The organism is Thiomonas sp. FB-6, from assembly GCF_000377645.1.
Taxonomy (GTDB): Bacteria; Pseudomonadota; Gammaproteobacteria; order Burkholderiales; family Burkholderiaceae_C; genus Thiomonas_A.
Map to the genome: position 1 here is coordinate 18,095 of NZ_KB898481.1, position 22,794 is coordinate 40,888.

20 protein-coding genes and 2 tRNA genes are annotated in these 22,794 nt (G+C 71.3%); 13 read left to right on the forward strand and 9 right to left on the reverse strand.

What is annotated here, in order from left to right; translation table 11 throughout:
* Positions 1-4: 4 nt before the first annotated feature.
* The gene (locus D466_RS0110505; protein WP_018913677.1) at positions 5-346 is read right to left on the reverse strand and encodes a hypothetical protein; all 342 of its coding nucleotides are present in this window, start codon (positions 344-346) and stop codon (positions 5-7) included.
* A gap of 206 nt (positions 347-552) precedes the next feature.
* On the opposite strand from D466_RS0110505, the gene D466_RS0110510 reads away from it, so the two are divergent.
* Complete coding sequence (locus D466_RS0110510) at positions 553-1,092, forward strand: DUF4224 domain-containing protein (RefSeq protein ID WP_018913678.1); 540 nt, start codon at positions 553-555, stop codon at positions 1,090-1,092.
* A gap of 451 nt (positions 1,093-1,543) precedes the next feature.
* On the opposite strand, the gene D466_RS23910 is transcribed toward D466_RS0110510, so the two are convergent.
* From D466_RS23910 to D466_RS0110525, 3 genes are all read right to left on the reverse strand, one after another.
* Positions 1,544-2,074: a hypothetical protein gene (locus D466_RS23910; RefSeq protein WP_156004188.1), complete on the reverse strand. Its 531-nt coding sequence runs from the start codon at positions 2,072-2,074 to the stop codon at positions 1,544-1,546.
* Positions 2,075-2,127: 53 nt separating this feature from the next.
* Positions 2,128-2,655: a Panacea domain-containing protein gene (locus tag D466_RS21410; protein WP_018913680.1), complete on the reverse strand. Its 528-nt coding sequence runs from the start codon at positions 2,653-2,655 to the stop codon at positions 2,128-2,130.
* A 373-nt stretch (positions 2,656-3,028) separates the two neighbouring features.
* Positions 3,029-3,104 (reverse strand) — tRNA-Ile (locus D466_RS0110525).
* A gap of 111 nt (positions 3,105-3,215) precedes the next feature.
* Here D466_RS0110525 and D466_RS0110530 point away from each other — a divergent pair.
* Entirely contained in the window at positions 3,216-3,740 is a 525-nt protein-coding gene (locus tag D466_RS0110530) for a GspH/FimT family pseudopilin (RefSeq protein WP_018913681.1), read from the forward strand.
* Between the two features lie 22 nt (positions 3,741-3,762).
* Here the strand turns inward: D466_RS0110530 and hrcA are convergent, their stop codons facing one another.
* Positions 3,763-4,782, reverse strand: coding sequence for a heat-inducible transcriptional repressor HrcA (gene hrcA, locus D466_RS0110535; RefSeq protein WP_026285135.1), 1,020 nt, complete (start codon positions 4,780-4,782; stop codon positions 3,763-3,765).
* A 153-nt stretch (positions 4,783-4,935) separates the two neighbouring features.
* On the opposite strand from hrcA, the gene D466_RS0110540 reads away from it, so the two are divergent.
* The 3 genes from D466_RS0110540 (at position 4,936) to rapZ (ending at position 8,537) form a co-directional block, all read left to right on the forward strand.
* A complete protein-coding gene (locus D466_RS0110540) occupies positions 4,936-5,832 on the forward strand; it encodes an NAD kinase (protein ID WP_018913683.1) in 897 nt (298 codons plus the stop codon).
* Positions 5,833-5,866: 34 nt separating this feature from the next.
* A complete protein-coding gene (gene recN, locus D466_RS0110545; RefSeq protein WP_018913684.1) occupies positions 5,867-7,567 on the forward strand; it encodes a DNA repair protein RecN in 1,701 nt (566 codons plus the stop codon).
* A gap of 67 nt (positions 7,568-7,634) precedes the next feature.
* The gene (rapZ, locus tag D466_RS0110550) at positions 7,635-8,537 is read left to right on the forward strand and encodes an RNase adapter RapZ (RefSeq protein ID WP_026285136.1); all 903 of its coding nucleotides are present in this window, start codon (positions 7,635-7,637) and stop codon (positions 8,535-8,537) included.
* 14 nt (positions 8,538-8,551) lie between these two features.
* On the opposite strand, the gene mutY is transcribed toward rapZ, so the two are convergent.
* From mutY to mutM, 3 genes are all read right to left on the reverse strand, one after another.
* Positions 8,552-9,766 carry an A/G-specific adenine glycosylase gene (gene mutY, locus D466_RS21415; RefSeq protein ID WP_018913686.1) on the reverse strand — a complete coding sequence of 405 codons (1,215 nt, stop codon included), beginning with the start codon at positions 9,764-9,766 and terminating at the stop codon, positions 8,552-8,554.
* A complete protein-coding gene (locus tag D466_RS0110560; protein ID WP_018913687.1) occupies positions 9,763-11,733 on the reverse strand; it encodes a dynamin family protein in 1,971 nt (656 codons plus the stop codon). Before D466_RS0110560 ends, mutY begins: the two co-directional genes overlap by 4 nt.
* 94 nt (positions 11,734-11,827) lie before the next feature.
* A complete protein-coding gene (gene mutM / locus D466_RS0110565) occupies positions 11,828-12,649 on the reverse strand; it encodes a bifunctional DNA-formamidopyrimidine glycosylase/DNA-(apurinic or apyrimidinic site) lyase (protein WP_018913688.1) in 822 nt (273 codons plus the stop codon).
* Between the two features lie 192 nt (positions 12,650-12,841).
* On the opposite strand from mutM, the gene D466_RS0110570 reads away from it, so the two are divergent.
* The 7 genes from D466_RS0110570 to D466_RS0110600 all read left to right on the forward strand — a co-directional run bounded on the left by D466_RS0110570 (position 12,842) and on the right by D466_RS0110600 (position 20,253).
* Positions 12,842-14,659: a hypothetical protein gene (locus D466_RS0110570; protein WP_018913689.1), complete on the forward strand. Its 1,818-nt coding sequence runs from the start codon at positions 12,842-12,844 to the stop codon at positions 14,657-14,659.
* Between the two features lie 73 nt (positions 14,660-14,732).
* On the forward strand, positions 14,733-16,667 hold the full coding sequence (locus tag D466_RS23915; protein ID WP_018913690.1) for a tetratricopeptide repeat protein: 1,935 nt from the start codon (positions 14,733-14,735) through the stop codon (positions 16,665-16,667).
* The gene (locus D466_RS22810) at positions 16,664-17,266 is read left to right on the forward strand and encodes an outer membrane lipoprotein LolB (RefSeq protein ID WP_196803463.1); all 603 of its coding nucleotides are present in this window, start codon (positions 16,664-16,666) and stop codon (positions 17,264-17,266) included. Before D466_RS23915 ends, D466_RS22810 begins: the two co-directional genes overlap by 4 nt.
* Entirely contained in the window at positions 17,263-18,213 is a 951-nt protein-coding gene (gene ispE / locus D466_RS0110585; RefSeq protein ID WP_026285138.1) for a 4-(cytidine 5'-diphospho)-2-C-methyl-D-erythritol kinase, read from the forward strand. Before D466_RS22810 ends, ispE begins: the two co-directional genes overlap by 4 nt.
* Positions 18,214-18,375: 162 nt before the next feature.
* A tRNA-Gln gene (locus D466_RS0110590) sits at positions 18,376-18,449 on the forward strand.
* Between the two features lie 106 nt (positions 18,450-18,555).
* Positions 18,556-19,527 (forward strand): ribose-phosphate pyrophosphokinase, encoded by a 972-nt coding sequence (locus tag D466_RS0110595; protein WP_018913693.1) that lies wholly within the window; start codon positions 18,556-18,558, stop codon positions 19,525-19,527.
* A gap of 108 nt (positions 19,528-19,635) precedes the next feature.
* Positions 19,636-20,253 carry a 50S ribosomal protein L25/general stress protein Ctc gene (locus D466_RS0110600; RefSeq protein WP_026285139.1) on the forward strand — a complete coding sequence of 206 codons (618 nt, stop codon included), beginning with the start codon at positions 19,636-19,638 and terminating at the stop codon, positions 20,251-20,253.
* 78 nt (positions 20,254-20,331) lie between these two features.
* On the opposite strand, the gene D466_RS0110605 is transcribed toward D466_RS0110600, so the two are convergent.
* Positions 20,332-20,718 (reverse strand): acyl-CoA thioesterase, encoded by a 387-nt coding sequence (locus tag D466_RS0110605; RefSeq protein ID WP_018913695.1) that lies wholly within the window; start codon positions 20,716-20,718, stop codon positions 20,332-20,334.
* Positions 20,719-20,833: 115 nt separating this feature from the next.
* On the opposite strand from D466_RS0110605, the gene D466_RS0110610 reads away from it, so the two are divergent.
* The gene (locus D466_RS0110610; RefSeq protein ID WP_018913696.1) at positions 20,834-22,696 is read left to right on the forward strand and encodes an ABC transporter ATP-binding protein/permease; all 1,863 of its coding nucleotides are present in this window, start codon (positions 20,834-20,836) and stop codon (positions 22,694-22,696) included.
* Positions 22,697-22,794: the final 98 nt, after the last annotated feature.

A 22,794-nucleotide genomic window follows, 5' to 3' on the forward strand; every position in this document is an offset into this window, starting at 1 on the left:
GTTTCTACCTGCGAGAGGGCATTCCCATCACGAACTCAAGCGCCTCGCGCAACTGCTCGAGAGTTGGCGTCGTATTGACTCGGCCCCAGCTGCCGGCGCGCACCCCGGGAGGCTGGAGCGCCATCACAGCGTAGCCCAGCGCGGCGCGATGCCAGCCCATGGTGATCGCGGTCAGCGCTGCACTGAGATCCGTGGCTTCCCAGTGATCGGGCTGGCGTCCTTGCGTGGAAATTTCCTCCAGTATCGCCCCAACCAAGGCCTCGACCGCATTCTTTCGATCAGCCTCTCCCATAGCGTCCCACTGATCGGAACGCGGCACCACCGAAACGGACTTGCTCAAGCTCATTTGTCACCTCGTGCATGGCTTTGCCTTGCGCAAGCATAGACGCAGGACGCTACCACGTACTCGACGCAACCTGTCGCCGACAGATGATCGCGCTCGCCGTGTTCGAGACGGCGCCGGGTGAATAGGCCGAGCGTCAGACCGGCACCGGCTCATTGAACCTTAGACGTCGACTGTTCCTGGCATCACCTTGCCACGGAGCAGCGAGCATGCCCATTCCCGAGACCACCCCGGCGCCGAGCGCCGCGAACGAAGCCCGCGTGCGCGCGAGCGGCATCAACCTCACGACCGAGTACGGGAAGTGGGTGCTGAACCTGGCGCGCACGTCGAAGAGCCACCTGTGCCTGGCCCGCAAGGATTTCGACTTCCTGTGCATCCAGCCGGGCGACGGCGCCGGCCATCGCTGTCGACTGCACGGAGGTGCCAGTCGCGGCCCCAAGAGCGATGAGGGCAGGGCGCGGGCTTCCGCCAACCTGCTGCAGAACCGGGCCCGTGGGCCGGCTCAGAAACCGGCGCCCGGCGCGGGTGACATGACGGAGCAGCTGGCCGCACCGCTGCCCGCGCATCAGGCCTCGGGCGAGTTCCTCAGCCTGGAGGAGCTGGCCACGTTCACGGGCCGGAAGCGGCGGGCGGCGCAGTGCCGGGTGCTGCAGGAGCTGGGCATCCCATTCCTGCTGCGCGGCCGCACGCCGATTGTTTCCCGCGTGCTGGTGCACCAGGCGATGTCCGGAGCTGCTGGAGCGCGGTAGGTTCGGTGCGTATTTGCACCGGCCAGGGCGCGCTGAAGGCGTCGGAATCGAACCCTCAGGGAAGCCGGCGCGGTGCGTCCAGTGCCCCTGAACAGGCACTGCAACCCGGGGTTCGGAGGGGGTTCGGCAACCCTGGCGAATCGGCCCGTTGCGGCCTCGTGGGGATCGGCCGAAGTGGTGAGATCCGTAGCACGATAACTGTCATTATCGCTCTAGGCAATTCGGTACCCCGAACCCGGAACTCGATGTTGGCGGGGTTCGAGAAGGATGGTCTTGCCGGCGCGTGCGCCCAGGGCCGAGAGGCGTGACGGCACCATGGAGGCATGCATCACCTGCTTTGGCAACGGTCCTGCAGTATCACGCGTTGGTGTTCGACGGTATCGACCGAGTCGATCGGAAGTTCTTGCCAATGTCCTGCTCTGCCCCCGGTCTGGTGAGGCGCGACGCGCGGTCAGGGCTTTCCGTGAGTCAGGGCTGACGCGGCCTCAAAGAGCACCTTCACCGAGAGGGGCATGAGTTCCGGGTCATTGGCCTCTGGCTTCCCATTGCCGTTCGCCCCATAGAACACCCCCTTCATCAGTACGAGCAGAAGCGTTGTTGCAATGGCCCCGGTGAGGCCGAGCGGGACGAGCCAGTGCCAATTGCTGTATGGCAGATTCCTCTCTTTAAGCAGCGGCCAGAGTAGGCACAAGAAGACGCCGTAAAAGACAACCACAGCCGCCAGCGCGAAAAAGATCAGGAGGTTTCTGTGCCGTCGATTCTGGTGCCCAAGCGCCAAGCTGAGCTCATGCCTTTGCGCCGCGAAGATCCTTTCCTGCTCTCCTTCGCCCCTCTTTATGTCCCCGCGCTCGACCTGCGCCGCTAGTGCGTCGGTGGCCCCTGGAATGGCATCTAGACTTGGCCTCGTGGTTGGCGCAGGAGGCTGCGGCGAAGACGGTGTCGACGAAGACGCCGCCGCGGAGCCACGCGGGGGGCGTTCCAAGCTTGGGCCAGTGGCTCCGAGATTGCTGGGCGGCTCCGCTTCACTCATCGGGCTCAAGCAGTCTCAACCCGACCAGTTGCCTGCCGCTGCTCAGCAAGCGCGCGGAAGTAACGCTCGATCTCTCCGTTGTCGATGATTGGCGAATTATCGCCATGCTCGCGACCGGCGGTGCGAGTTGTCTCCCACGGCGACCCCTGGACGTGGGACATCGCCGAGAGTTCAACCGCGTTGAAGTGCCCCAATTCGCCCCAGACACGATCCAGCAGACTCCAGAACTGCTGATCGTCCTTCGAAACCATGAGGTAGCGAGTTGCGTTTGGAGACGTCGGGTCCCCCTCCGAGATGAAGGACGTCACTGGCGAACGCCCGTAGGGCTTCAACTCTCGGTAGACAGAGTCAATGACGGGGCCGTAGGCCCAGGCTTCAAAGGGTTCGTCAACCAGATTTTCGCCCGTGAGGGCCAAGTGCCAGCCGTGCATGAAGTACAGCAACTTCTGCACATGCATCGGCGTCAATTGACGGTTGCTCTCCCGCGCCTTCACCAGCAGCGCGTTGGCGACGTGACGTGTACGGTAGCTCATGGCCTGCTCCTGGCAGGCGCCCGTGGTGCTCTACGACCCACTAGACGACTCATTGGACGTGAAGGGATGAACAAGTGCACTCATCAAGACCAAGGTACATGGCGCTCAAGAAGGAGCGCCTCAATTGTCGGTGACCAAGTGAACGGAACTTGACAATTCCACAGTGAATCATGTTCATAGTACTTGTACTTGATGTGGGGGCAATAGAGGCGGTCGTCAAGCTTGTTGCGTAGATGTCTCGACGCGATGGGGGCCGATCATGCCCGTCGACAGCGGCTGACCGCTTCGCTCGAAACCTTTCACAGCCATTACATGGGGCCGGGATGGGCTTTCTATCGGGGCCTCATATCGCCCTGAGAGCCTTGTTTTTCCTTGGTGGGCCCTGCGGGGCTCGAACCCGCAACCAACGGATTATGAGTCCGCTGCTCTAACCATTGAGCTAAGGGCCCGCGGCGCATACGGGCAGGGTGCCCGCGGCCGAGGGGCGGATTCTACCGGCGGCATGCGGGCCTTCGCGCAGGGGGCCGGCGGCGGGGCAGCGCGGGGCCGAAAATGCGCGCATGGAACTTCGCACGCGCGGCGTCACCCTGGTGGAGTGCCTGGTGGTGATGGCGCTGACCGCGATCTGCCTGGGCATGGCGCTTCCGGCCTGGCGCGACGCCCTGCGGGCGCAGCGCGTGCGCGAGGCCAGCCAGGCGCTGGTGGATGGCCTGCGCCTGGCGCGGCTGCACGCCTTGCAGCGCGGGGGCTTCGTGCGCATGTGTCCGGGCGGCCCGGGCGGCGGCTGCGAGGGCCCGGGGCGCTGGGAGCAGGGCTGGGTGCTGCTGGGCGAGCCGGCGGAGCAAGGCGGCGAGGCTACGGTGCTCGGGGTGGCGCAGGCCTTGCGCGGGGTACGCATCGATGCCGACGCGGCGCTGGCGCGGGGGGCCGGCTTCGACGCCGGCGGCTGGCCGCGCCGGCCCGGCGGTGCCTTGCTGATGGGGCGCTGGCGGGTGTGCCCGCAGGGCGGGGGCGCGGGACGGGAACTGGTGCTGTCGGCCGCCGGCCGGGTGCGCGGCGCCGCGCTGGACTGCTTGCCGGCCTGAGCCGCGCCGGTCCGGCTTCGGCTCAGCGCTGGCTCAGCGCGTTGCCGACCAGCTTGGCGGTGATGTCGACGATGCGGATCATGCGCTCGTAAGCCATGCGCGTGGGGCCGATCACGCCCAGGGTGCCGACCACGCGGCCGTCGACCTCGTAGGGGGACGTGATCACCGACAGTTCCTCGTAGGGCACGACCTCGCTGTCTCCGCCGATGTAGATGCGCACGCCTTCGGAGCGTTGCGAGCTCTCCAGCAGGCGCAGCAGCAGCGACTTCTGCTCGAACAGGTCGAACAGGCGCCGCAGGCCGGCCAGGTCGCCGGCGAGGTCGTCCACCTCCAGCAGCTGTTTCTGGCCGGAGATCACCACCTGCTCCTGGCGCTCGGCCGCGGCCTGGCCGGCGGCGGCCACCGCGGCCTGCATGAGCGCGACGATCTCGCCCCGGATGTTCTCCACCTCGCCGCGCAGCCGGGCGGACATCTGTTCGAAGTCCAGCCCGCTGCAATGGGCGTTGAGGTAGTTGGCCGCCTCGGTCAGCTGGGCCTGGGTGTAGGGGTGGCCGGAGACGATGATGCGGTTCTGCACGTCGCCGCTGGCGTCGACCAGGATGACCAGGATGCGCTGCTCGGACAGGCGCAGGAACTCGATGTGCCGGAAGGCCGCGTCGCGCCGCGGGCTCATCACCACGCCAACGAAGTGGGACAGGTCCGACAGCAGGCGCGCGGCGTTCACGATCACCTTCTGCGGCTCCACGCTGGTCAGCTCGGAGCGGAAGCGCTGCTCGAACTCCTGGCTTTCGCCGTCGCCGCGGGCGGTGAGCATGGTGTCCACGAACACCCGGTAGCCGCGCGGCGTGGGGATGCGCCCGGCCGAGGTGTGGGGGCTGACGATCAGGCCCAGTTCCTCGAGGTCGGCCATCACGTTGCGGATGGTCGCGGCCGACAGTTCCAGGCCCGAGGCGCGGGAAAGCGTGCGCGAGCCCACGGGTTGTCCGTCGGCGATGTAGCGCTCGATCAGGGTCTTCAGCAGCACGCGGGCTCGGTCATCCATGGCGCCCATTTTAAGTTCCCGCGCCCGGCCGTGGGGGGGAGGCGCCGGCGGCCCGCCATCTGCCTGTGCTGTAATGCCGCCAGGGCGGCCTCCTGGCGGCCTCGCCAGCGTGCCCCTCGCTCCCATTGCGCGCGTTCATCCGCCTCTCAGCCCATGTCCGCACCCGTTTTCCAGCACGCCATCCTGATCGGCAAGCCCGAGGCGGCCGGCGTCGGCCGCACGCTGGAGGACATCGCATCGTGGCTGGCCGCCAACGGCGTGGAGCCGCTGATCGAGCAGGACACCGCGCAGCGCTGCGATTTGCCCGGCTACCGCGCGGTGGCCCTGCGCGAGGTCGGGCGCGACGAGGCGCGCAGCCTGGTGGGCATCGTGGTCGGCGGCGACGGCACCATGCTGGGGGCGGCGCGCCAGCTGGCGCCCTCGGGCGTGCCGCTGATGGGCATCAACGCCGGGCGCCTGGGTTTCATCACCGACATCGTCGAGGCGCGCTGGCGCGAGGCGCTGGGCGCCATGCTGCAGGGACACTTCGAGCGCGAGCAGCGCGCGGTGCTGTCCGGGCACGTGCAGCGCGACGGCCAGACGATTTTCACGGGCATCGCCATCAACGACATCGTGGTCAACCGCAGCGGCGCGACCGGCCTGGTCGAACTGCGCGTGGACGTGGACGGATGCGCCATGTACGCGCAGCGCGCCGACGGCCTGATCGTGGCCACGCCCACCGGCTCCACCGCCTACGCCATGTCGGCCGGCGGCCCGATCCTGCACCCCAGCCTGCCCGGGCTGGTGCTGGTGCCGATCGCCGCGCACACGCTGTCCAACCGACCCATCGTGCTGCCCGACCACGTGCGCATCGACATCGAGGTGGCCTCGCGCAGCGACGTGGTGCTGAATTTTGACATGCAGCACTTCGCCGACCTGCTGGGCGGCGACCGCATCCAGCTGCAGATCGCGCCGTACCGCGCGGTATTCCTGCATCCGCCGGGGTGGAACTATTTCTCCACCCTGCGCAAGAAGCTGCGCTGGCACGAGATCCTCGGCGTCGACGACTGAAGCCCGGCAAACCGCGAAACCCTGGGCCCCGAACATGCTGCGCCGACTGCATATTCGCCAATTCGTGCTGGTGGACGAACTCGAACTCGAGTTCGACCCCGGCTTCACCGCGCTGACCGGCGAGACTGGCGCCGGCAAGTCCATCCTGATCGACGCGCTCAAGCTCGCGCTGGGCGAGCGCGGCGACGCCTCGGTGCTGCTGCCGGGGGCCCCGCGCGCCGAGATCTCCGCCGAGTTCGACACCCCGTCGCAACTCGTGGGCTGGCTGGACGAACAGGGCTTCGAGCCCGGCGAGACGGTGCTGCTGCGCCGGGTCATCGATGCCCAGGGGCGTTCGCGCGGCTACCTCAACGGCAGCCCGGCGACTCTCGCGCAGCTGCGCGAGGCCGGCGACAGCCTGGTGGACATCCACGGCCAGCATGCCTGGCAAAGCCTGGCGCGTAGCGACTCGGCGCGCGAGCTGCTGGACGCCTACGCCGGCGCGGCGGCCGAGCGCCAGGCCTGCGCGCAGGCCTGGCGGGCCTGGCGCGACGCCGAGCAGCAACTGCAGGCGGCCCGCCAGGACGCCGGCCAGCTGCTGCGCGAACGCGAGAGCCTGCAACTGGAACTGGCCGAGCTCGACCGCCTGGCGCCGCAGCCCGGGGAGTGGGAGCCGCTGAACGCCGAACACCGCAGGCTCGCGCATGCGGCCGAACTCATCGAGCAGTTGCAGGGAGCCTGCGCCTGGCTGGACGACGAGGAAAGCGGCGCGCTGCGCATGCTGGCGCGCGCGCAGCAGGCGCTGCAGCCGGCCGCGGCCATCGACCCGGGGCTGCAGCCGGTGCTGGAGCAACTGGATCAATTGCACACCCTGGGCGCCGAACTCGGGCACGAGCTGGCGGCCCGCCTGCGCCAGGCCGACGTCGACCCGCAGCGCCTGGCCGAGGTCGACGCCCGCCTGTCCGCGTGGATGGGCCAGGCACGGCGCCAGCGCGTGGCGCCCGATCAGCTGCCCGCGCACTGGCAGCAGTTGCGCGCGCGCCAGCAGCAGCTCGAACAGGGGGCCGACCTGGAGGCCCTGGCCGCGCGCGAGCGCGCGGCCCATGCGCGCCTGGGCGAAGCCGCGGCGCGCCTGAGCGAACGCCGCGCCGGGGCCTGCGAGCGCCTGGCGCAAGGCGTGCGCGCGCTGATGCAGGAACTGGGCATGCAGGGCGGGGATTTCGCGGTCGCGCTGCGCGAGCTGCCGCAGATCCAGTCTGCCGGCGCGGAATCGGTGGAGCTGCTGGTGGCCGGGCACGCGGGGGCCGAGTTGCGCCCGCTGGCGCGCGTGGCCTCGGGCGGCGAGCTATCGCGCATCGCGCTGGCGCTGGCCGCCACCACGGCGGCGCAGCAGCCGGTGGGCACGCTGTTGTTCGACGAGGTCGACGCCGGCATCGGCGGCGCCGTCGCGCACACCGTGGGGCGCCTGCTGGGCGCGCTCGGCGCCGACCGCCAGGTGCTGGCGGTGACCCACCTGGCGCAGGTGGCGGCGGCCGCGTCGCGCCACCTGCAGGTGGACAAGGCCAGCCGCGGCGGGCGCAGCTTCAGCAGCGTGCGCGCGCTGGAGCCGCAGGCGCGGGTGCTGGAAATCGCGCGCATGCTCGGCGGCGATGCCTCGTCCGAGGTGGCGCTGGCGCATGCGCGGGAAATGTTGCAGGCGGCGGCGGTTCCCGCGGCTCCGGCGCGTGCGCGCCGCGCCCGCGCGAAGGCGGGTTGAGGGGGACGAGGCGATGACCACGCAGGCACAGGATTCGTCCGCCGCGGCGCAGCGCGATGCGCGTGCGCTGCGCGTGGTGTTGTTGTCGGGGGTGTCCGGCTCGGGCAAGACCATCGCGCTGAACTCGCTGGAGGACGCCGGCTACTACTGCGTGGACAACCTGCCCGCGCAGCTGGTCGACCAGTTGCTGGACGTGGCACAGCAGGCCGGCTACCGGCGCCTGGCCATCGCCATGGACGCGCGCGCTCCCGAGGGCCTGGGCCTGCTGCCCGACCTGGTGCGGCGCCTGCGCGCGCAGTGCGACCTGCATTTCATCTACCTGGACTGCAGCACCGACACGCTGGTGCAGCGCTTCTCCGAGACCCGGCGCGCCCATCCGCTGACGGCTCGCCGCGGCGAGCAGGCGCGCAGCGCGCCCGGCCAGCCGGCGCCGGCCTCGGCGCCGGCGCTGGTGGAGGCCATCGAGCTGGAGCGCGAGCTGCTGGCTCCGGTGGCGGGCCTGGGCCTGCACATCGACACCAGCGGGCTGCGCCCGGCGCAGCTGCGTGCCTGGGTGCGCCAGGCCGTGCAGCTGGAGGCCTCGCGCCTGACCCTGTTGTTCGAATCCTTCGCCTTCAAGCACGGCGTGGCGCTGGACGCGGATTTCGTGTTCGACGTGCGCATGCTGCCCAATCCGCACTACGACCCGAAGCTGCGCCCGCTCAACGGGCGCGACGCGCCGGTGGCGGATTTCCTGCGGGCGCAGCCCTCGGTCATGCGCATGCTCGCCGACCTGCGCGGCTTCCTGGAGCATTGGCTGCCGGCCATGGCCGAGGACCAGCGCAGCTACGTGGTGGTGGCCATCGGATGCACCGGCGGCCAGCACCGCTCGGTGTTCCTCGCCGAGGAACTGGGGCGTCATTTCGGGCAGCAGCACCGCGTGCTGGTGCGCCACCGCGAACTCGACGCCGCCGGCGCGCCGGCGGCCTGAGCAGGCGAGCCGGCTCAGTCGCCGCCGGGCCGGGCCGCGGCCGCGGGGCCGGCCCGGGACCCGGCCGCTCCGGCCGTCTCGGCGGCCAGCAGCTTGCGCACCGGGGCCGGCAGGCCCAGCGCCAGCGCCTCCTCCGGCGCGAACCAGGCTCCGCCGGCGTCGCCGTCGCCCGCGTGCAGGCCGGCGGCGCGCAGCTCGACTTCCAGCGGCTGCAGCAGCAGGTCCATGTGGGTCAGCACGTGGCGCAGCGTTGCGCGCGCGCCATGGCAAAGCACCTCGCCGAGCTGCGCGGCCCGCTCCAGCGCCTGCTGCTCGTCGTCGTGGGCGGGCAGGCTCCACAGCCCGGGCCAGATGCCCAGCGGGTCGCGGCGCTGCAGCCACACGCGCGGGCCGCGGGGGCCGTCGCTGCGCGCCCACAGCAGCACCCAACGCTGCGTGCGCCGGGCCGCCCGCGCCGGCGCCTTCGCCGCGGCCTGAGCGCCGGCGGGCGCGGCCGGGCCCTCATGGCGCGGGCAGTCGGCGGCGAAGGGGCAGAGCAGGCACTCCGGCTGCGCCGGCTTGCACAGCGTGGCGCCCAGGTCCATGAGGCCCTGGGTGTAGGCGTCGAGCCCGCTCTCGGGCAGCAGCGATTCGGCCAGATCCCACATGGCGCGCAGCGAGGCCGCGTCGTGCGGGCGGGGCAGCGCGAAGGCCCGCGCCAGCACGCGTTGCACGTTGGCGTCCAGGATGGCTTCGCGCTGTCCGAAGCAGAAGGCGGCGATGGCCGCGGCCGTGGAGCGGCCGATTCCCGCCAGCCCCTGCAGGGCCTCGCGCTCGCGCGGGAATTCGCCGCCGTGCAGCTCGCGAACCTGGCGCGCGCAGGCGTGCAGGTTGCGCGCGCGCCGGTAGTAGCCCAGGCCGCTCCACTGCGCCAGCACCTCGTCGAGTTCCGCGGCGGCCAGCGAAGCCAGGTCCGGGAAGCGCCGCAGGAAGGCCTCGTAGTAGCGCAGCACGGTGTCGACCCGGGTTTGCTGCAGCATGATCTCGGAGACCCAGACGCGGTAGGGGTCGCGGCTGCGCTGCCAGGGAAGGTCGTGGCGCCCGTGCTCGAGTTGCCACGCCACCAGGCGCGGCGCGAAGCTGGGCGGGTCGATGCCGCCGGCGCCCGGTGCCGGGCCGCGGCTCGCGCGGGCCGGCTCGGCGGTGCTGCGGTGGGCCTTGCGCGCGCGGGGGGCTGCGGCCCCCGTCATGCGGCCGCGGCCAGCGCCTCGGCGCCGGGCAGCGCGAGCTCGAAGCGGTTGGAGAGTTGCTGGCGCAGCTCGCGCAGCTGTTCGGCGCGCTGGCGCAACTGCTGGATGCGCTCGGCCAGTTCGCCGTCGGCATGCGCCACCTGCTGCAGGTTGCTCAGGCGCCGGTGCAGCGAGCGTCTGCGCTCGCGGGTCTGCGCCTGCAGGCTGGCCACGGCGGCGCGATTCCAGTGCTGCGCGTCGGCGATGCCGCGCTCCTGGATGCTGCGCAGCCGCGCCTGCGCGGACAGCAGCACGCGGTCGGCGTAGGCGCTGCTCTGCATGCGCAGCCACTGCACGGCGCCGGCGAAGCGCAGGTAGTCGGCGCGCATGGCCTCCAGGTCCAGCCGGGCGCCGTCCAGGCGCAAGGCCTTGGGCAGGGGCATGGAGAAGGCGAACTCGTTGTTCAGGCGCACGCAGGCGCCGGCCAGCATGGACTGGTTCTCCTCCAGCAGCGATTCGGCCCGGTTCATGCTCAGGCCGAGTTCGTCGCAGGCGTCGGCCAGCGCGGCGCGCAGGCCGGTCTTGACCAGAGCCGAGCGCAGCTCCCGCCGCAGCAGTTCCAGGCGCTGCAGCGCGCGCTTGGCGTCGAGCAGCTCGGCCACCCGCGCCATCTGCCGGGCATTGACCGCCTGCACGGCCTGCACCAGGCCCACCGCGGCGTCGAACTCGAGGCGCTCCGCGTCGGCGCGTTGCAGCAGCGCGGCCGCCGCGTGCTTGCTCTTGCCCTGCAGGGCCTCGAGTTCCATGCGTTGTTCGTCGGCCAGGCGCAGCCGGGCGTCGAGGTCGCGCTCCAGGCGCTGGCGGGTGTCCAGCAGCGTGGCGCGCCAGCTGCCTTCGATCCAGTCGCGGCGCTCGCGGTCGGCGCATTCGCCCAGCGCCGCCTCGAGCTGGGGCAGCCCCGAGCGCTGGAGCAAGGTGTCGTCGCCCTGGATGCGCGCCAGCAGCCCCTTGTGGGCGCTGAGCGCGAACACCCGCGATGGCGGCACCTGCAGCACCTGGGCCACGGATTCGCATTGACCGCGGATCTGCGCCTGCACCTCGGCGCCGCTGCGCAGCGGATCCCACAGCATGTCGATCTTGTTGAGCACGACGAAACTGCGCGCGCGCCCCGCCGCGCCGACATGATCGGTCCACAGCTGCAGGTCGCTGCGCGTGACGCCGGCGTCGGCCGACAGCAGGAACACCACCGCGGCGGCGGAGGGAATCAGCGACAGGGTCAGTTCGGGTTCGGCGCCCAGCGCGTTCAGTCCCGGTGTATCCAGCACGCTGATGCCCTGGGCCAGCAGCGGATGCTCGATGTTGAGCAGCGCATGGCGCCAGCGCGGGATCTCCACATCCTGTGCGGGCCCGGCACCGCCGGCGGCCGCGGTCAGTGCCGAAACCTGTCCGTCGTCCTCGGGCAGGTGGAAACCCAGTTCGCGCGCGCGCTCCAGCGGCACCTGCACGGTGTCGCACAGGCGCTGGAGCGCGCGGCTCATGGCCACGGCGTCGCCGCCGTCGAAACGGTGTTCCTGCCATTCCTGCGGGCGCGCCTTCCAGTCGCTGAGCAGGCGTGACTCGGCGCGGGTCTCGATGGGCAGCAGGCGCAGCGAAATGGGCTGCTCCGGGTCGTTGAAGATCTCCACCGGGCACATGGTGGTGCGCCCGACCCCGGCGGGCAGCACGCGCTGGCCGGTGCTGCCGAAGAACAGTGCGTTGACCAGCTCGGACTTGCCGCGCGAGAGTTCGGCGACGAAGGCCAGCTGCACCTGGTCGCGCTGCAGGCGGCGCTCCAGCTCGGACAGGGGTTCCTGCCACAGCGTGGGGTCGAGGGAGCTGTCGGCCAGCCAGCCGGCCAGCGCGGTCAGGCGCGCAAGGCGCTGGTCGCGCCAGGCTCCGAAGCGGCTCCAGGAGGGAGCCTGCGCGGGCAGGCGAATGGGCTGGTTCATCGGCATCGGGGCACGAACGTGACGGCGCGCCGGCGTGGCGGGTGCGGGATGGGCATAGCGTACCCTTTCGCGCCCAGGTGCGATACAGGGGTGCTCAGCGGCGCTGGCAGGAAGCGCAGAAATAGGTGCTGCGTTGGCCCTGCGCGACATGCGCCAGCGGGCGCGCGCAGACCCGGCAGGGCTGGCCGGCGCGGCCGTAGACCAGCGCCTCCAGCTGGAAATGTCCCTGGGATCCGTCGCTGGAGCAGAAGTCGCGCAGCGTGCTGCCGCCGGCGCGCACGGCCTGCTCCAGGGTGGCGCGCAGCTCCGCGGCCAGGCGCGCGCAGCGTTCCCGCGACACCCGCCGCCCGGGGGTGCGGGGGTCGATGCCGGCGCGGAACAGCGCCTCGCAGGCGTAGATGTTGCCCACGCCGGCCACCACGGACTGGTCCAGCAGCAGCAGCTTGATGGCGGCGCGCCGCGGGTGCACCGCACGCCACAGCACCTCGCCGTCGAAGCCGGGCTCCAGCGGTTCCGGGCCGAGGTGACTGAGCAGGGGATGCGCCGGCCCGGGCAGCGCCTGCCAGATCACCGCGCCGAAGCGGCGCGGATCGTTCATGCGCAATTCGCCGCGGTCGGTCAGCAGCCGGAAATGCTCGTGCGGCCCCGGCTGGGGTGCCGCGGCGGCCGCGTTGTCCAGCCAGCGCAGCGAACCCGACATTCCCAGATGCACGATCAGCTGCCCGCGCTGCAGGCCCAGCAGCAGGTACTTGCCCCTGCGCTCCAGGCGCTCGATGCGCTGGCCGGCCAGGCTGTCCGGCTCGCATTGCAGGGGCCAGCGCAGCGGCTTGCCCAGCGCGGCGCCGCGCACGACGCTGCCGCGCAGCGGCTGCAGCAGCGCACGGCGCGTGACCTCGACCTCGGGAAGTTCCGGCATGCCCGCATTGTGCGGCAAGGGGGCGGTTTTCGCCCTGCGCGCTGCCGGGGAATGCTGGCCTGTCGGGGCCCATCCGTACCAGAATGGTCCCGAGTTCGACGCGCGAGCGCAGCGACGAACCAGGGCGTCGCGGGCCTGTCTCGGCCGCCCGCCTGCCCTGTGTCATCCGACGGCCGGACAGGAGGTCCTGAGATGTCCGGCTTCGGCTTCAAGCGAGTCAAGGCGCTGCGCGCCGTGGTTGTCCTGGCGCTGGTGGCGTCCAGGAAGGCTCTCGCGGGCTGGCTCGCGCTGTTCCCGTGGAGTCTGTTCAACGTCGTGAGCGTGGTGGTCATGGGCGTGCTCGTGCTGGTGGTGGTGCTCGTGGCCACCGGCGGCGGGGGCGGCGGCCCGGGCGGCGGGGGCGGCGCCGGGACGGATGCCGGGCACGAAGGTCCCGCGCTGCCGGGGGAGGAGGGCGAGCATCCCTCGGGCCCTGGACCGCAGGCCCGGCGCGGCAGCCTGGAAATCCGCTTCGACGACAACGTGGATTTCCGCGAACTGCGCTTCACGCTCAGCTACCACCCCGGCGAGCCGCCCCTGCCCGGCGAACTGCTGTACCTGCGCGGCCTGCGCGAGGACGACGACCGCGTGCGCGCCCTGGATGCACAGGACATCCTGCGCAACCCCGCCCGCTACGCGCCGCTGGCCGCCCACGCCGAGTCCCTGTGCAGGCGGGGCTATCCGCTGAGCGCGGGCAGTCCCTCTTGCCGGGGCGTCGTGCGCATCTCCCCGTCGTACACGCGCATGCGCTCCGCGCGCGCCGTGCTGCACGCCCTCGCGGCCGAGACCCCGCCGCTGGGGCCCGCCGGCCCGCAGGACGCCGTCGGCGCCGTGCAGGCGCAGGCCCCGCTGCGCCTGGCCCACGTGTTTTTCGTGGCATCCTCCGGTGCGCCGGACTTCACGAGCCGGGTCAGCCTGGTGGAGCAGGATCCGGACAGCCCGGCGGTGTTCCACCCCAGCGCCGCCGCGAGCGGCGCCGACGCGCGGGCCACGCCGGATCCGGTCCGGCGCCTGGACTTGTCGCGGGACCGCGGACGGCTGTACCTGCAGGGCCCTGGCGCGCTGGCGGTCTGGCGGGGCAGCGGGCCGCTCCAGACCCTGTACCGCGCCGACTTCGGCGAAAACCTGCGCGACGCCACGCCCACCGACGCCGGGGTGTGCGTGGCCTATTCCCGCGCCCAGCAATCCGGCATGCGCTGTCTGGCCCAGGACCAGGACAACTGGGGCCCGGCGCAGACCTTCCCGCGCGACATGGCCACGACAGGCCTGGCCAGCGCCGGTCGGGGCGTGCTGGCCCTGGGCAGCGAGGTGGGCGCGCCCGAGCAGGTGCTGGGCTACCACGTGGCCGATGCCTCGCCCTTCTGGCTGCAGTTCCGCGAGGCTCCCGTGGTCGCCGAGGGCGCGCAGGGGGTGGAGGGCTCGATGCCCCTCAAGGCCTGGCCCGGCGGGCGCGAGGACTACCTGTTGTTCGGGCCCTACCCGCAGCAGTGCCAGGGCTTCTGGCAGCTGGGCATGCTCGAGCCTGGAGCCGAGCGCTCGCCCACCTTTTTCCTGCCGGGGCCCGGCGGCGGGCAGACCTTGCGCAGCCACGACCTGTGGCGGGACCTCGCGCCCGGGGTGGTGCGTGTGTTCGCGCTGACGGACACCGTGCGTGAAATCGACTACGACCTGCTGAACCACCGGCCTCTGCGCTGCGTCGGGCGGAGCCTGGCGCTGGGCGCGGCCCGCCTGGACTCCCTGCGCCTGCTGGACGGGGAGGGGCGGGACAGGTTGCTGGTCGTCTCGGGGCTGCGTACCACGGCGCCGCGCAGCTTCATCGCCTTGCTGCGCTACGCCGATGCGGCTTCCGAGCCGCAGCTGCTGAGCCTGGTCGACTTCTCCGATCCGGCGCAGGCGCTGGGTCCGATGCACCGGCAGGTGCGGGTTCGGGCGATATCCCGCAACGCCCTGTTGCTGCGTGCCGAGGATTGACGCGGCGGGCGCCGCCGCCGCGCACGCCGGCCACTACACTGGAGAGCCACGCCGCTATGCCTTTCATCCGCTCATGCGTCACGCCGTTCTTGCAGCTTCGCTGCTGGCCGCGCTAGCTTGCGCCCCCTGGGCGCGGCAGGCCGGCGCCGAGGTTTCGCCCCAGGTCGCCGCGATCACGCGGGCGGCGCCTTCGCAGACCTCGCGCGACGACGCCGAGCAGCAGGCGCGCTGGTTCTATTCCACGCTGACCGGCGAGATCGCGGCCCGCACCGGGCACCCCGACGTGGCCTACGCCGAGTTGCTGCGCGCCGCGCGCGACATGGACTCGGCGCCTCTGTTCGAGCAGGTCGTGCAGGTGGCGCTGGGCGCGCACCAGCCCGAGCTGGCGCTGTCGGCCGTCGGCGCGTGGCTGGAACGGCAGCCCGGCTCCGAGCGCGCGCAGGCCTGGCGCGTGCAACTGCTGCTGGGCCTGGGGCGCGACGCCGAGGCGGCGCCGGCCATTCAGCACCTGTTGGCGATGAGCCCGCAGCCCCAGCGCCCCGAAACGGTGCTGGCGCTTGGGGGCATGTTCCTCGGCATGCAGGACGCCCAGCGCGCGCTGGCGCTGGCGCGCCGCAGCCTGGCCCCCTATGCGGCGCTGCCGCAGACCCAGGCGGTGCTGGCCCAGCTGCAGGTGCAGGCCGGCGAGTTGACGGCCGGGCTGGCCCGCGCCGCGCGCGCGCTCAAGGCCGACCCCGCGCTGCGCCCGGCGGCGCTGCTGATGCTGCAGCACTACAAGGCCGACCCGCCGCGGGCCGACGCCCTGGTGGGCGCCTACCTGGCGGCCGAGCCCGACGACGACACCCTGCGCATGGGCTGGATCGACGCGGCCACGCAGCAGCAGCGCGACAGCGTGGCGCTGGCGCAGTGCGAGCTGCTGGCGCGGCGCAGGCCCGAACTGGCCCAGGTCTGGCTGATCCTCGGTTCGCTGCAGCAGCAGATGGGCCGTTACGCGCAGGCCGAGCATTCGCTCGCGCGCTTCCTGTCGCTGAGCCTGCCCGGCGTGGCGCTGCCCAGCCTGCCGCCGCTGCCCGCGCAGCCGGCCGCCTCCGCCGCGGCCGCAACGATGGCCCCCGCACCGGCAGCCTCCGCACCGGCAGCCGCCCAGGCTTCCGGCGCGTCCGGCCGGGCCGGGGCCCCGGCGCCCGGCCAGGGCGCGCAGCCGCCGCACGCGGCGGTGGTGGCCCCCCCGGTGCCCCCGGATGAACTGGCGCAGGTGTACCTCGCGCTGTCCAGCCTGGCGCTGCACCAGGGCGCCGACGAGCGCGCCGGGCAGTGGCTGCAGCGCATCCCGTCCGCGCAGCGCGACCCCGCGGTGGTGCTACAGCAGGCCAAGCTGCTGGCCGCGCAGGGGCGGCCGCGGCAGGCGGTGGAGCGGGTGCGCGCGCTGCCGCGCGCCACCAGCGAGCAGCGCCGGCGCCGGCTTCTGGCCCTGTCCGAACTGTTGCAGGCGATGCACGAGCCGGCGCAGGCCTATGCCGCCTTGCGCTCGGGCATGGGCGTGTGGGGCCACGATGCCGACTATGCCTATGAAACCGCGATGGCCGCGCAGCAGGCGGGCCAGCCCGCGCAGATGCTGGCGGGGCTGCGGCGCGTCGTGAAGCAGCATCCCGAGTACCAGCCGGCGCTCAACGCGCTGGGCTATTCGCTGGCCGACCAGGGGCGCGAACTCGAGCAGGCCCGGCGCCTGGTCGAGCATGCGCTGCGCCTGAGCCCCGGCAACCCCTTCGTCATGGACAGCCTGGGCTGGGTGGAGTTCCGCCAGGGCCGGCTGGAGCGCGCGCAGACGGTGCTCGAACAGGCCTACGCGGGGCGCGAGGATCCGGAAATCGGCGCCCACCTGGCCGAGGTGCTGTGGCGCCGCGGCCAGCACCAGCGTGCCACCGAGCTGCTGCGCAGCTGCTGGAAGGCGGCGCCGCAGGACCGCGGAGTGCTGCAGGCCTTGCGGCGCCTGGGGCTGAAGTTTTGAATCCGCCGGCGTGGTGGAGGCGTTCGCCCCGCATCGCGGCGGGCGCCGCCTTGCTGGCCCTGCTCGGGGCTTGCGCCGCGCCGCCGCGCGCCGGCTTGCAGCCGGCCGGCTGCGCGCTCGACTACGCCGGGCGCATTTCGGTCATCGAGCAGGGTGCGCACCCCTACAACCTGTACGGCTCCTTCGAACTGCACCTGCTGGGTGACGCAGGCTGGCTGGAGCTGGGCTCGCCGCTGGGGCAGATGCTGGCACGCGCCAGCTGGAGCGCCGACTCCGCCAGTGTGAGCAACGGGCGCCAGGGGCGCGGCTTCGACTCCTTCGAGGACATGACCGAGGCCACGCTGGGCCTGCGCCTGCCCCGTGCCGCGCTGCAGGACTGGGTGCGCGGGCGCCCGGCTCCGCAACTGCCGTCGCGCGTGCTGGAGCCGGACGGCTTCGAGCAGCTCGGCTGGCAGGTGCGGGTGCGGCGCGAGAACGGGCGTCCGCGCCTGCTGCGCCTGTCGCGGGTGCAGGGCGACGAATCCGAGCAGCTCAGCCTGGTGATCGACCGCGCCAGCCTGCCCGAGCCGGCTTGCGAACCGCCGGGAGGCGCGCCTTGAGCCGCGGGCCGCGCGCATTGTTCGGGGTGCCGGCGCCGGCCAAGCTGAACTGGTTCCTGCACGTGCTGGGGCGCCGCGCCGACGGCATGCACGAATTGCAGACGGTGTTCCAGTTCATCGACTGGTGCGACGAGCTGGATTTCGAGCTGCGCGACGACGGCCTGATCTCCCGCGAGGGAGGCCCGGGCCTGCCCGAGGACGACCTGTGCGTGCGCGCTGCGCGGCTGCTGCAGTCCCGAGCGGGCTGCGCGCAAGGGGTGCACATGCGCCTGCGCAAGCGCATTCCGGCGCAGGCGGGCCTGGGCGGCGGCAGTTCGGACGCCGCCACCGTGCTGCTGGCGCTGAACCTGCTGTGGGGCCTGGGGCTGCGGCGCGCCGAGCTGCAGCAGCTGGGCGCGCGCCTGGGCGCCGACGTGCCGGTGTTCGTGTTCGGGCAGGACGCCTTCGCCGAGGGCGTGGGCGAGCAGCTGCGCGCGCTGCGCCTGCCGCAATGGGACATGCTGGTCGCATGGCCCGGCGAGGGCCTGTCGACGCCACAGGTCTTCGCCAGCCCATTATTGACAAGGGACACACCCGCCTGCACAATGGAGGGCTTTTGCGAGCACCTCAAAACGGGGCTTGGCGGGAAGAGTCCGGAAACCGCGGCGGATGCGCGAACCATGCGCGAACTGCTGGGTTTCGGGGCCAACGACCTGCAGGCCGCCGCGCTGGAGTTGCTGCCGAGCCTGCGCGGCCTGCAAGACTGGCTGGCGCGGCAGGGTGGCGCTTCGGGCGGGAATGCCGTGCGCATGAGCGGTTCGGGTTCGGCGATGTTCACGCCGTGGTCCGGGCGCTCGGATGGCGGCGATGCGGGCGAGGGTTTCGCGGGGGATGTTCCCCCCGGCTGGTCGGTGCGTGCGTGCCGGTCGCTGCCGGAACATCCGCTGCGGCACTGGGCGCCGGATTGAGAGCTTCGCAGGACAGCCACGCTGCTGCCGCGCGAGTGTCGTCATCGTCGCGGGATTGCGTAGAATGTGCGAGGTTGCCGTTCGTGCCGGGGGTTACGAGCCCGCGGGACATTGCGGCATGCCTCGATGACCGGGGATTCGTCCCGGGTCGAGCCGAGATGTTGGGGAGTCGCCAAGTTGGTTAAGGCACCGGATTTTGATTCCGGCATTCGAGGGTTCGAATCCTTCCTCCCCAGCCCCCTTGAGGGCCTGCCAGCCTCGCGCGGGCATCGGCTGCCGCTGTTCGCTGCGCGGCAGCTGCCGGCGGGCTCGACAATCCCGCAGCGCTAGCGCAGTGCCATCATGACCACCCACGCGGCCGATTTCGTCGTTTTCACCGGTAACGCCAACCCGGCGCTGGCGCAACAGGTGGTGGAGCAACTGGGCATCGGGCTCGGGCAAGCCTACGTCGGGCGTTTCTCCGACGGCGAGGTGACCGTCGAGATCCAGCAGAACGTGCGGGCGCGGGAAGTGTTCATCCTGCAGTCCACCTGCGCGCCCACCAACGACAGCCTGATGGAACTGCTGGTGATGGCCGACGCCCTCAAGCGCGCATCGGCCGAGCGCATCACCGCGGTGATCCCCTATTTCGGCTACGCCCGCCAGGACCGGCGGCCGCGTTCGTCGCGCGTGCCCATCACCGCCAAGGTGGTGGCCAACATGCTGCAGGCGGTGGGCATCGCGCGCGTGGTCACGATGGACCTGCATGCCGACCAGATCCAGGGCTTCTTCGACATCCCGGTGGACAACATCTACGCCTCGCCGATCCTGCTGGGCGACCTGCGCGCGAAGAACTACAAGGACCTGATCGTGGTTTCGCCGGACATCGGCGGGGTGGTGCGCGCGCGCGCGCTGGCCAAGCTGATGGACTGCGACCTGGCCATCATCGACAAGCGGCGCCCCAAGCCCAACGTGTCCGAAGTGATGAACGTCATCGGTGAGATCGACGGGCGAAACTGCATCATCATGGACGACATGGTGGACACCGCCGGCACGCTGACCAAGGCGGCCGAGGTGCTCAAGGAGCGCGGCGCCAAGCGCGTGGTGGCCTATTGCACCCATCCCGTGTTCTCCGGCCCGGCGATCGAGCGCATCAACGCCAGCGACCTCGACGAGGTGGTGGTGACCAACACCATCCCGCTGCGCGAGGCCGCGCTGGGAAGTTCCAAGGTGCGCCAGCTCTCGGCCGCCCAGCTGATCGCGCAGACCATGATGCGCATCGCCCAGGGCGGCTCGGTGCTGCAGTTGTTCAACGAGCAGGAAACCCTGTTCTGAAGCTTCTTGCGCCGTGGCCTTCGGGCCGCGGCATCCCGGGCGCCGCGCTGGTCGCGAGCGGGGCGCCTTCATCCCGGGGCCCGCTGGGCTCCATTTCTCGGAGTCGACATGAAAGTCGTCGCATTTGAACGTCAGGCGCAAGGTACCGGTGCGAGCCGCCGCATGCGCAACGCCGGCAAGGTTCCCGGCATCGTCTACGGCGGTGATCAAAAGCCGCAGCTGATCGAGCTCGATCACAACGCGCTGTATCACGCGCTGAAGAAGGAACAGTTCCACTCGTCGATTCTCGACCTGACGGTGGGCGATCAGCAGACCAAGGTGCTGCTCAAGGCCTTCCAGGCGCATCCCTTCCGTCCGCTGGTGCTGCACGTGGACTTCATGCGCGTGGCCGCCGATCGCAAGATCTCGATGAAGGTGCCGCTGCACTTCAAGGGTGCCGAGGAATCTCCCGCGGTCAAGCTCGAAGGCGCGATGATCACCCACGTGCTCAGCGAGCTCGAGGTGTCCTGCCTGCCCGGCGACCTGCCCGAGTTCATCGAGGTGGACCTCAGCGGCCTGAGCAAGGGTCACTCGCTGCACGCCAGCGACGTGAAGCTGCCGGCCGGCCTGTCCGTGGTCACCCACGGCGCCGAGAACCCGGTGATCGCCACCGTGCTGAGCAAGGGCGGCGAGTCTTCCGACGAAGCCGCTCCGGCGGCCGAAGGCGCTGCTCCCGCCGCGTCCTGATCCAGGACCACGCAGCCAGCGAAAACGCCGCCCGAGGGCGGCGTTTTCGTTGGCGCGAGCCGGCAGCCTCGCCGGCTCCTATTCGGCCGGCACCGGGCGGGGCTTGCGGTCCTCGCCCACGCACACGTAGGTCAGCGTGGCCTCGGTGACCCGGAACACCTGGGTGTCGGGAATGCCGCGCTCGGCGTAGACCTCCACGGACACGGTGATGGAGGTGCGCCCCACGCGCACCACCTTGGCGTACAGCGACAGCAGGTCGCCCACCAGCACCGGGTGTTTGAACACGAATTCGTTGACCGCCACGGTGGCCACGCGGCCCTTCGCGCGCCGCGCGGCGACCACGCCCCCGGCGATGTCGACCTGGGCCATGATCCATCCGCCGAATATGTCCCCGTGCATGTTCACGTCGGAGGGCATCGGCTGGATGCGCAGGATCGGCTCGGGGTGGGTGGGAAGACTGGACATCGGATCCCCGCTTAGGATGGGTTTGGGAGGAAGCTCGGATGAAAACCCGAGTGCCCGTGCAGGAAACAGGGCAAACCCGAATAATGCACCAATTGGCGCAAGTCCGACTTCCCGCATGAGAGACCACTCCCGCTCCTCCCCCCCGCCCGCAGGGGCCGCCCCGTCCGCGCCCGGCGCGCGCTGGGCCGCGCTGCGCGAGCTGGCGCCCTACCTGTGGCACTACCGCGGCCGCGTGGTGCTGGCGCTGCTCGTGCTGATCGTGGCCAAGCTGGCCAACGTGGGCGTGCCGATCGTGCTCAAGCACATTGTCGACGACCTGCAGCTGCGCCCAGGCGACCCGCGCGCGGTGCTGGTGGTGCCGGTGGCCTTGCTGCTGGCCTACGGCGCGCTGCGGGTGGGCGTTTCCCTGTTCACCGAACTGCGCGAGGTGGTGTTCTCCCGCGTCACGCAGGGCGCGGTGCGGCGCATCGCGCTGCAGGTCTTCGACCATCTGTTCTCGCTGTCGCTGCGCTATCACCTGCAGCGCCAGACCGGAGGCATGTCGCGGGACATCGAGCGCGGCACCCGGGCGGTGTCCAGCCTGGTCTCTTTCACGCTCTACAGCATCCTGCCCACGCTGGTGGAAATGGGCCTGGTCATCGGCATTCTGGTGGTGCGCTACGACTGGTGGTTCGCCGCGGTGGCGCTGGGCGCGCTGGTGCTCTACATCAGCTTCACCATCGTGGTCACCGAATGGCGCACCGGCTTGCGGCGCACCATGAACGAGCAGGACTCGCGCGCCAATCAGCGCGCGGTGGACGCGCTGCTGAACTACGAGACCGTGAAGATCTTCGGCAACGAGGCGTGGGAGGCCCAGCGCTACGACTCCAACCTCAAGCGCTGGATGGACGCGGCCGTGCTGTCGCAGAACTCGCTGTCGGTGCTCAACCTGGGCCAGAGCATGATCATCGCCGCGGCGGTCACGCTGCTGGTGTGGCGCGCCACCGTGGGCGTGGTCGACGGCACCATGAGCCTGGGCGACCTGGTGCTGGTCAACGCCTTCATGATCCAGCTCTACGCGCCGCTGAACTTCCTGGGCGTGATCTACCGCGAGCTGCGCCAGGCGCTGACCGACCTGGAGCGCATGTTCACCATCCTGCATCAGGACCGCGAGGTGGCCGACGCGCCCGCGGCGGCCGAGTTGCGCGCGGCCTCCGGCACGGTGCGTTTCGAGAACGTGCACTTCGCCTACCTGCCCGGCCACGAGGTGCTCAAGGGCCTGAACTTCGAGATTCCGGGCGGGCACACGGTGGCGGTGGTCGGCCCCTCGGGCGCCGGCAAGTCCACCCTGTCGCGCCTGCTGTTCCGGTTCTACGACCCGCAATCGGGCCGCATCCTGATCGACGGCCAGGACATCGCCGGGGTCACCCAGGCCAGCCTGCGCGCGGCGCTCGGCCTGGTGCCGCAGGACACCGTGCTGTTCAACGACAGCGTCGCCTACAACATCGCCTACGGCCGGCCCGGCGCCTCGCAGGAGCAGGTGGAGCGCGTGGCCCGCGCCGCGCAGATCCACGACTTCATCGTGCGCCAGCCGGCGGGCTACGAGACCCAGGTGGGCGAGCGCGGGCTGAAGCTGTCGGGCGGGGAGAAGCAGCGCGTGGCCATCGCCCGGGCGCTGCTGAAGAATCCGCCGGTGATGATTTTCGACGAGGCGACCTCGCAGCTGGACTCGGCCAACGAGCGCGCGATCCAGGCCGAGATCCGCGAAGCGGCGCGCGACCGCACCACGCTGATCATCGCCCACCGCCTGTCCACCGTGGTCGACGCGCACCAGATCCTGGTGCTGGCCGACGGGCGCATCCAGGAGCGCGGCACCCACGCCGAGCTGCTCGCCGCCGGCGGGCTGTACGCGCGCATGTGGGAACTGCAGCAGCAGGGGCAGAGCGGCGACGCCGCCGACGCGCCCGGGCAGGAGCCGACGCTGCGCGTGGTGGCCTGAGGCGCTCCGCCGACCAGACCCGACCCGGCTCGCCGCGCGCCACCGCGCGCCAACGCCTCGACCCCACGGTGGAGCGGGCCATTCCGGTCTTGCATCCC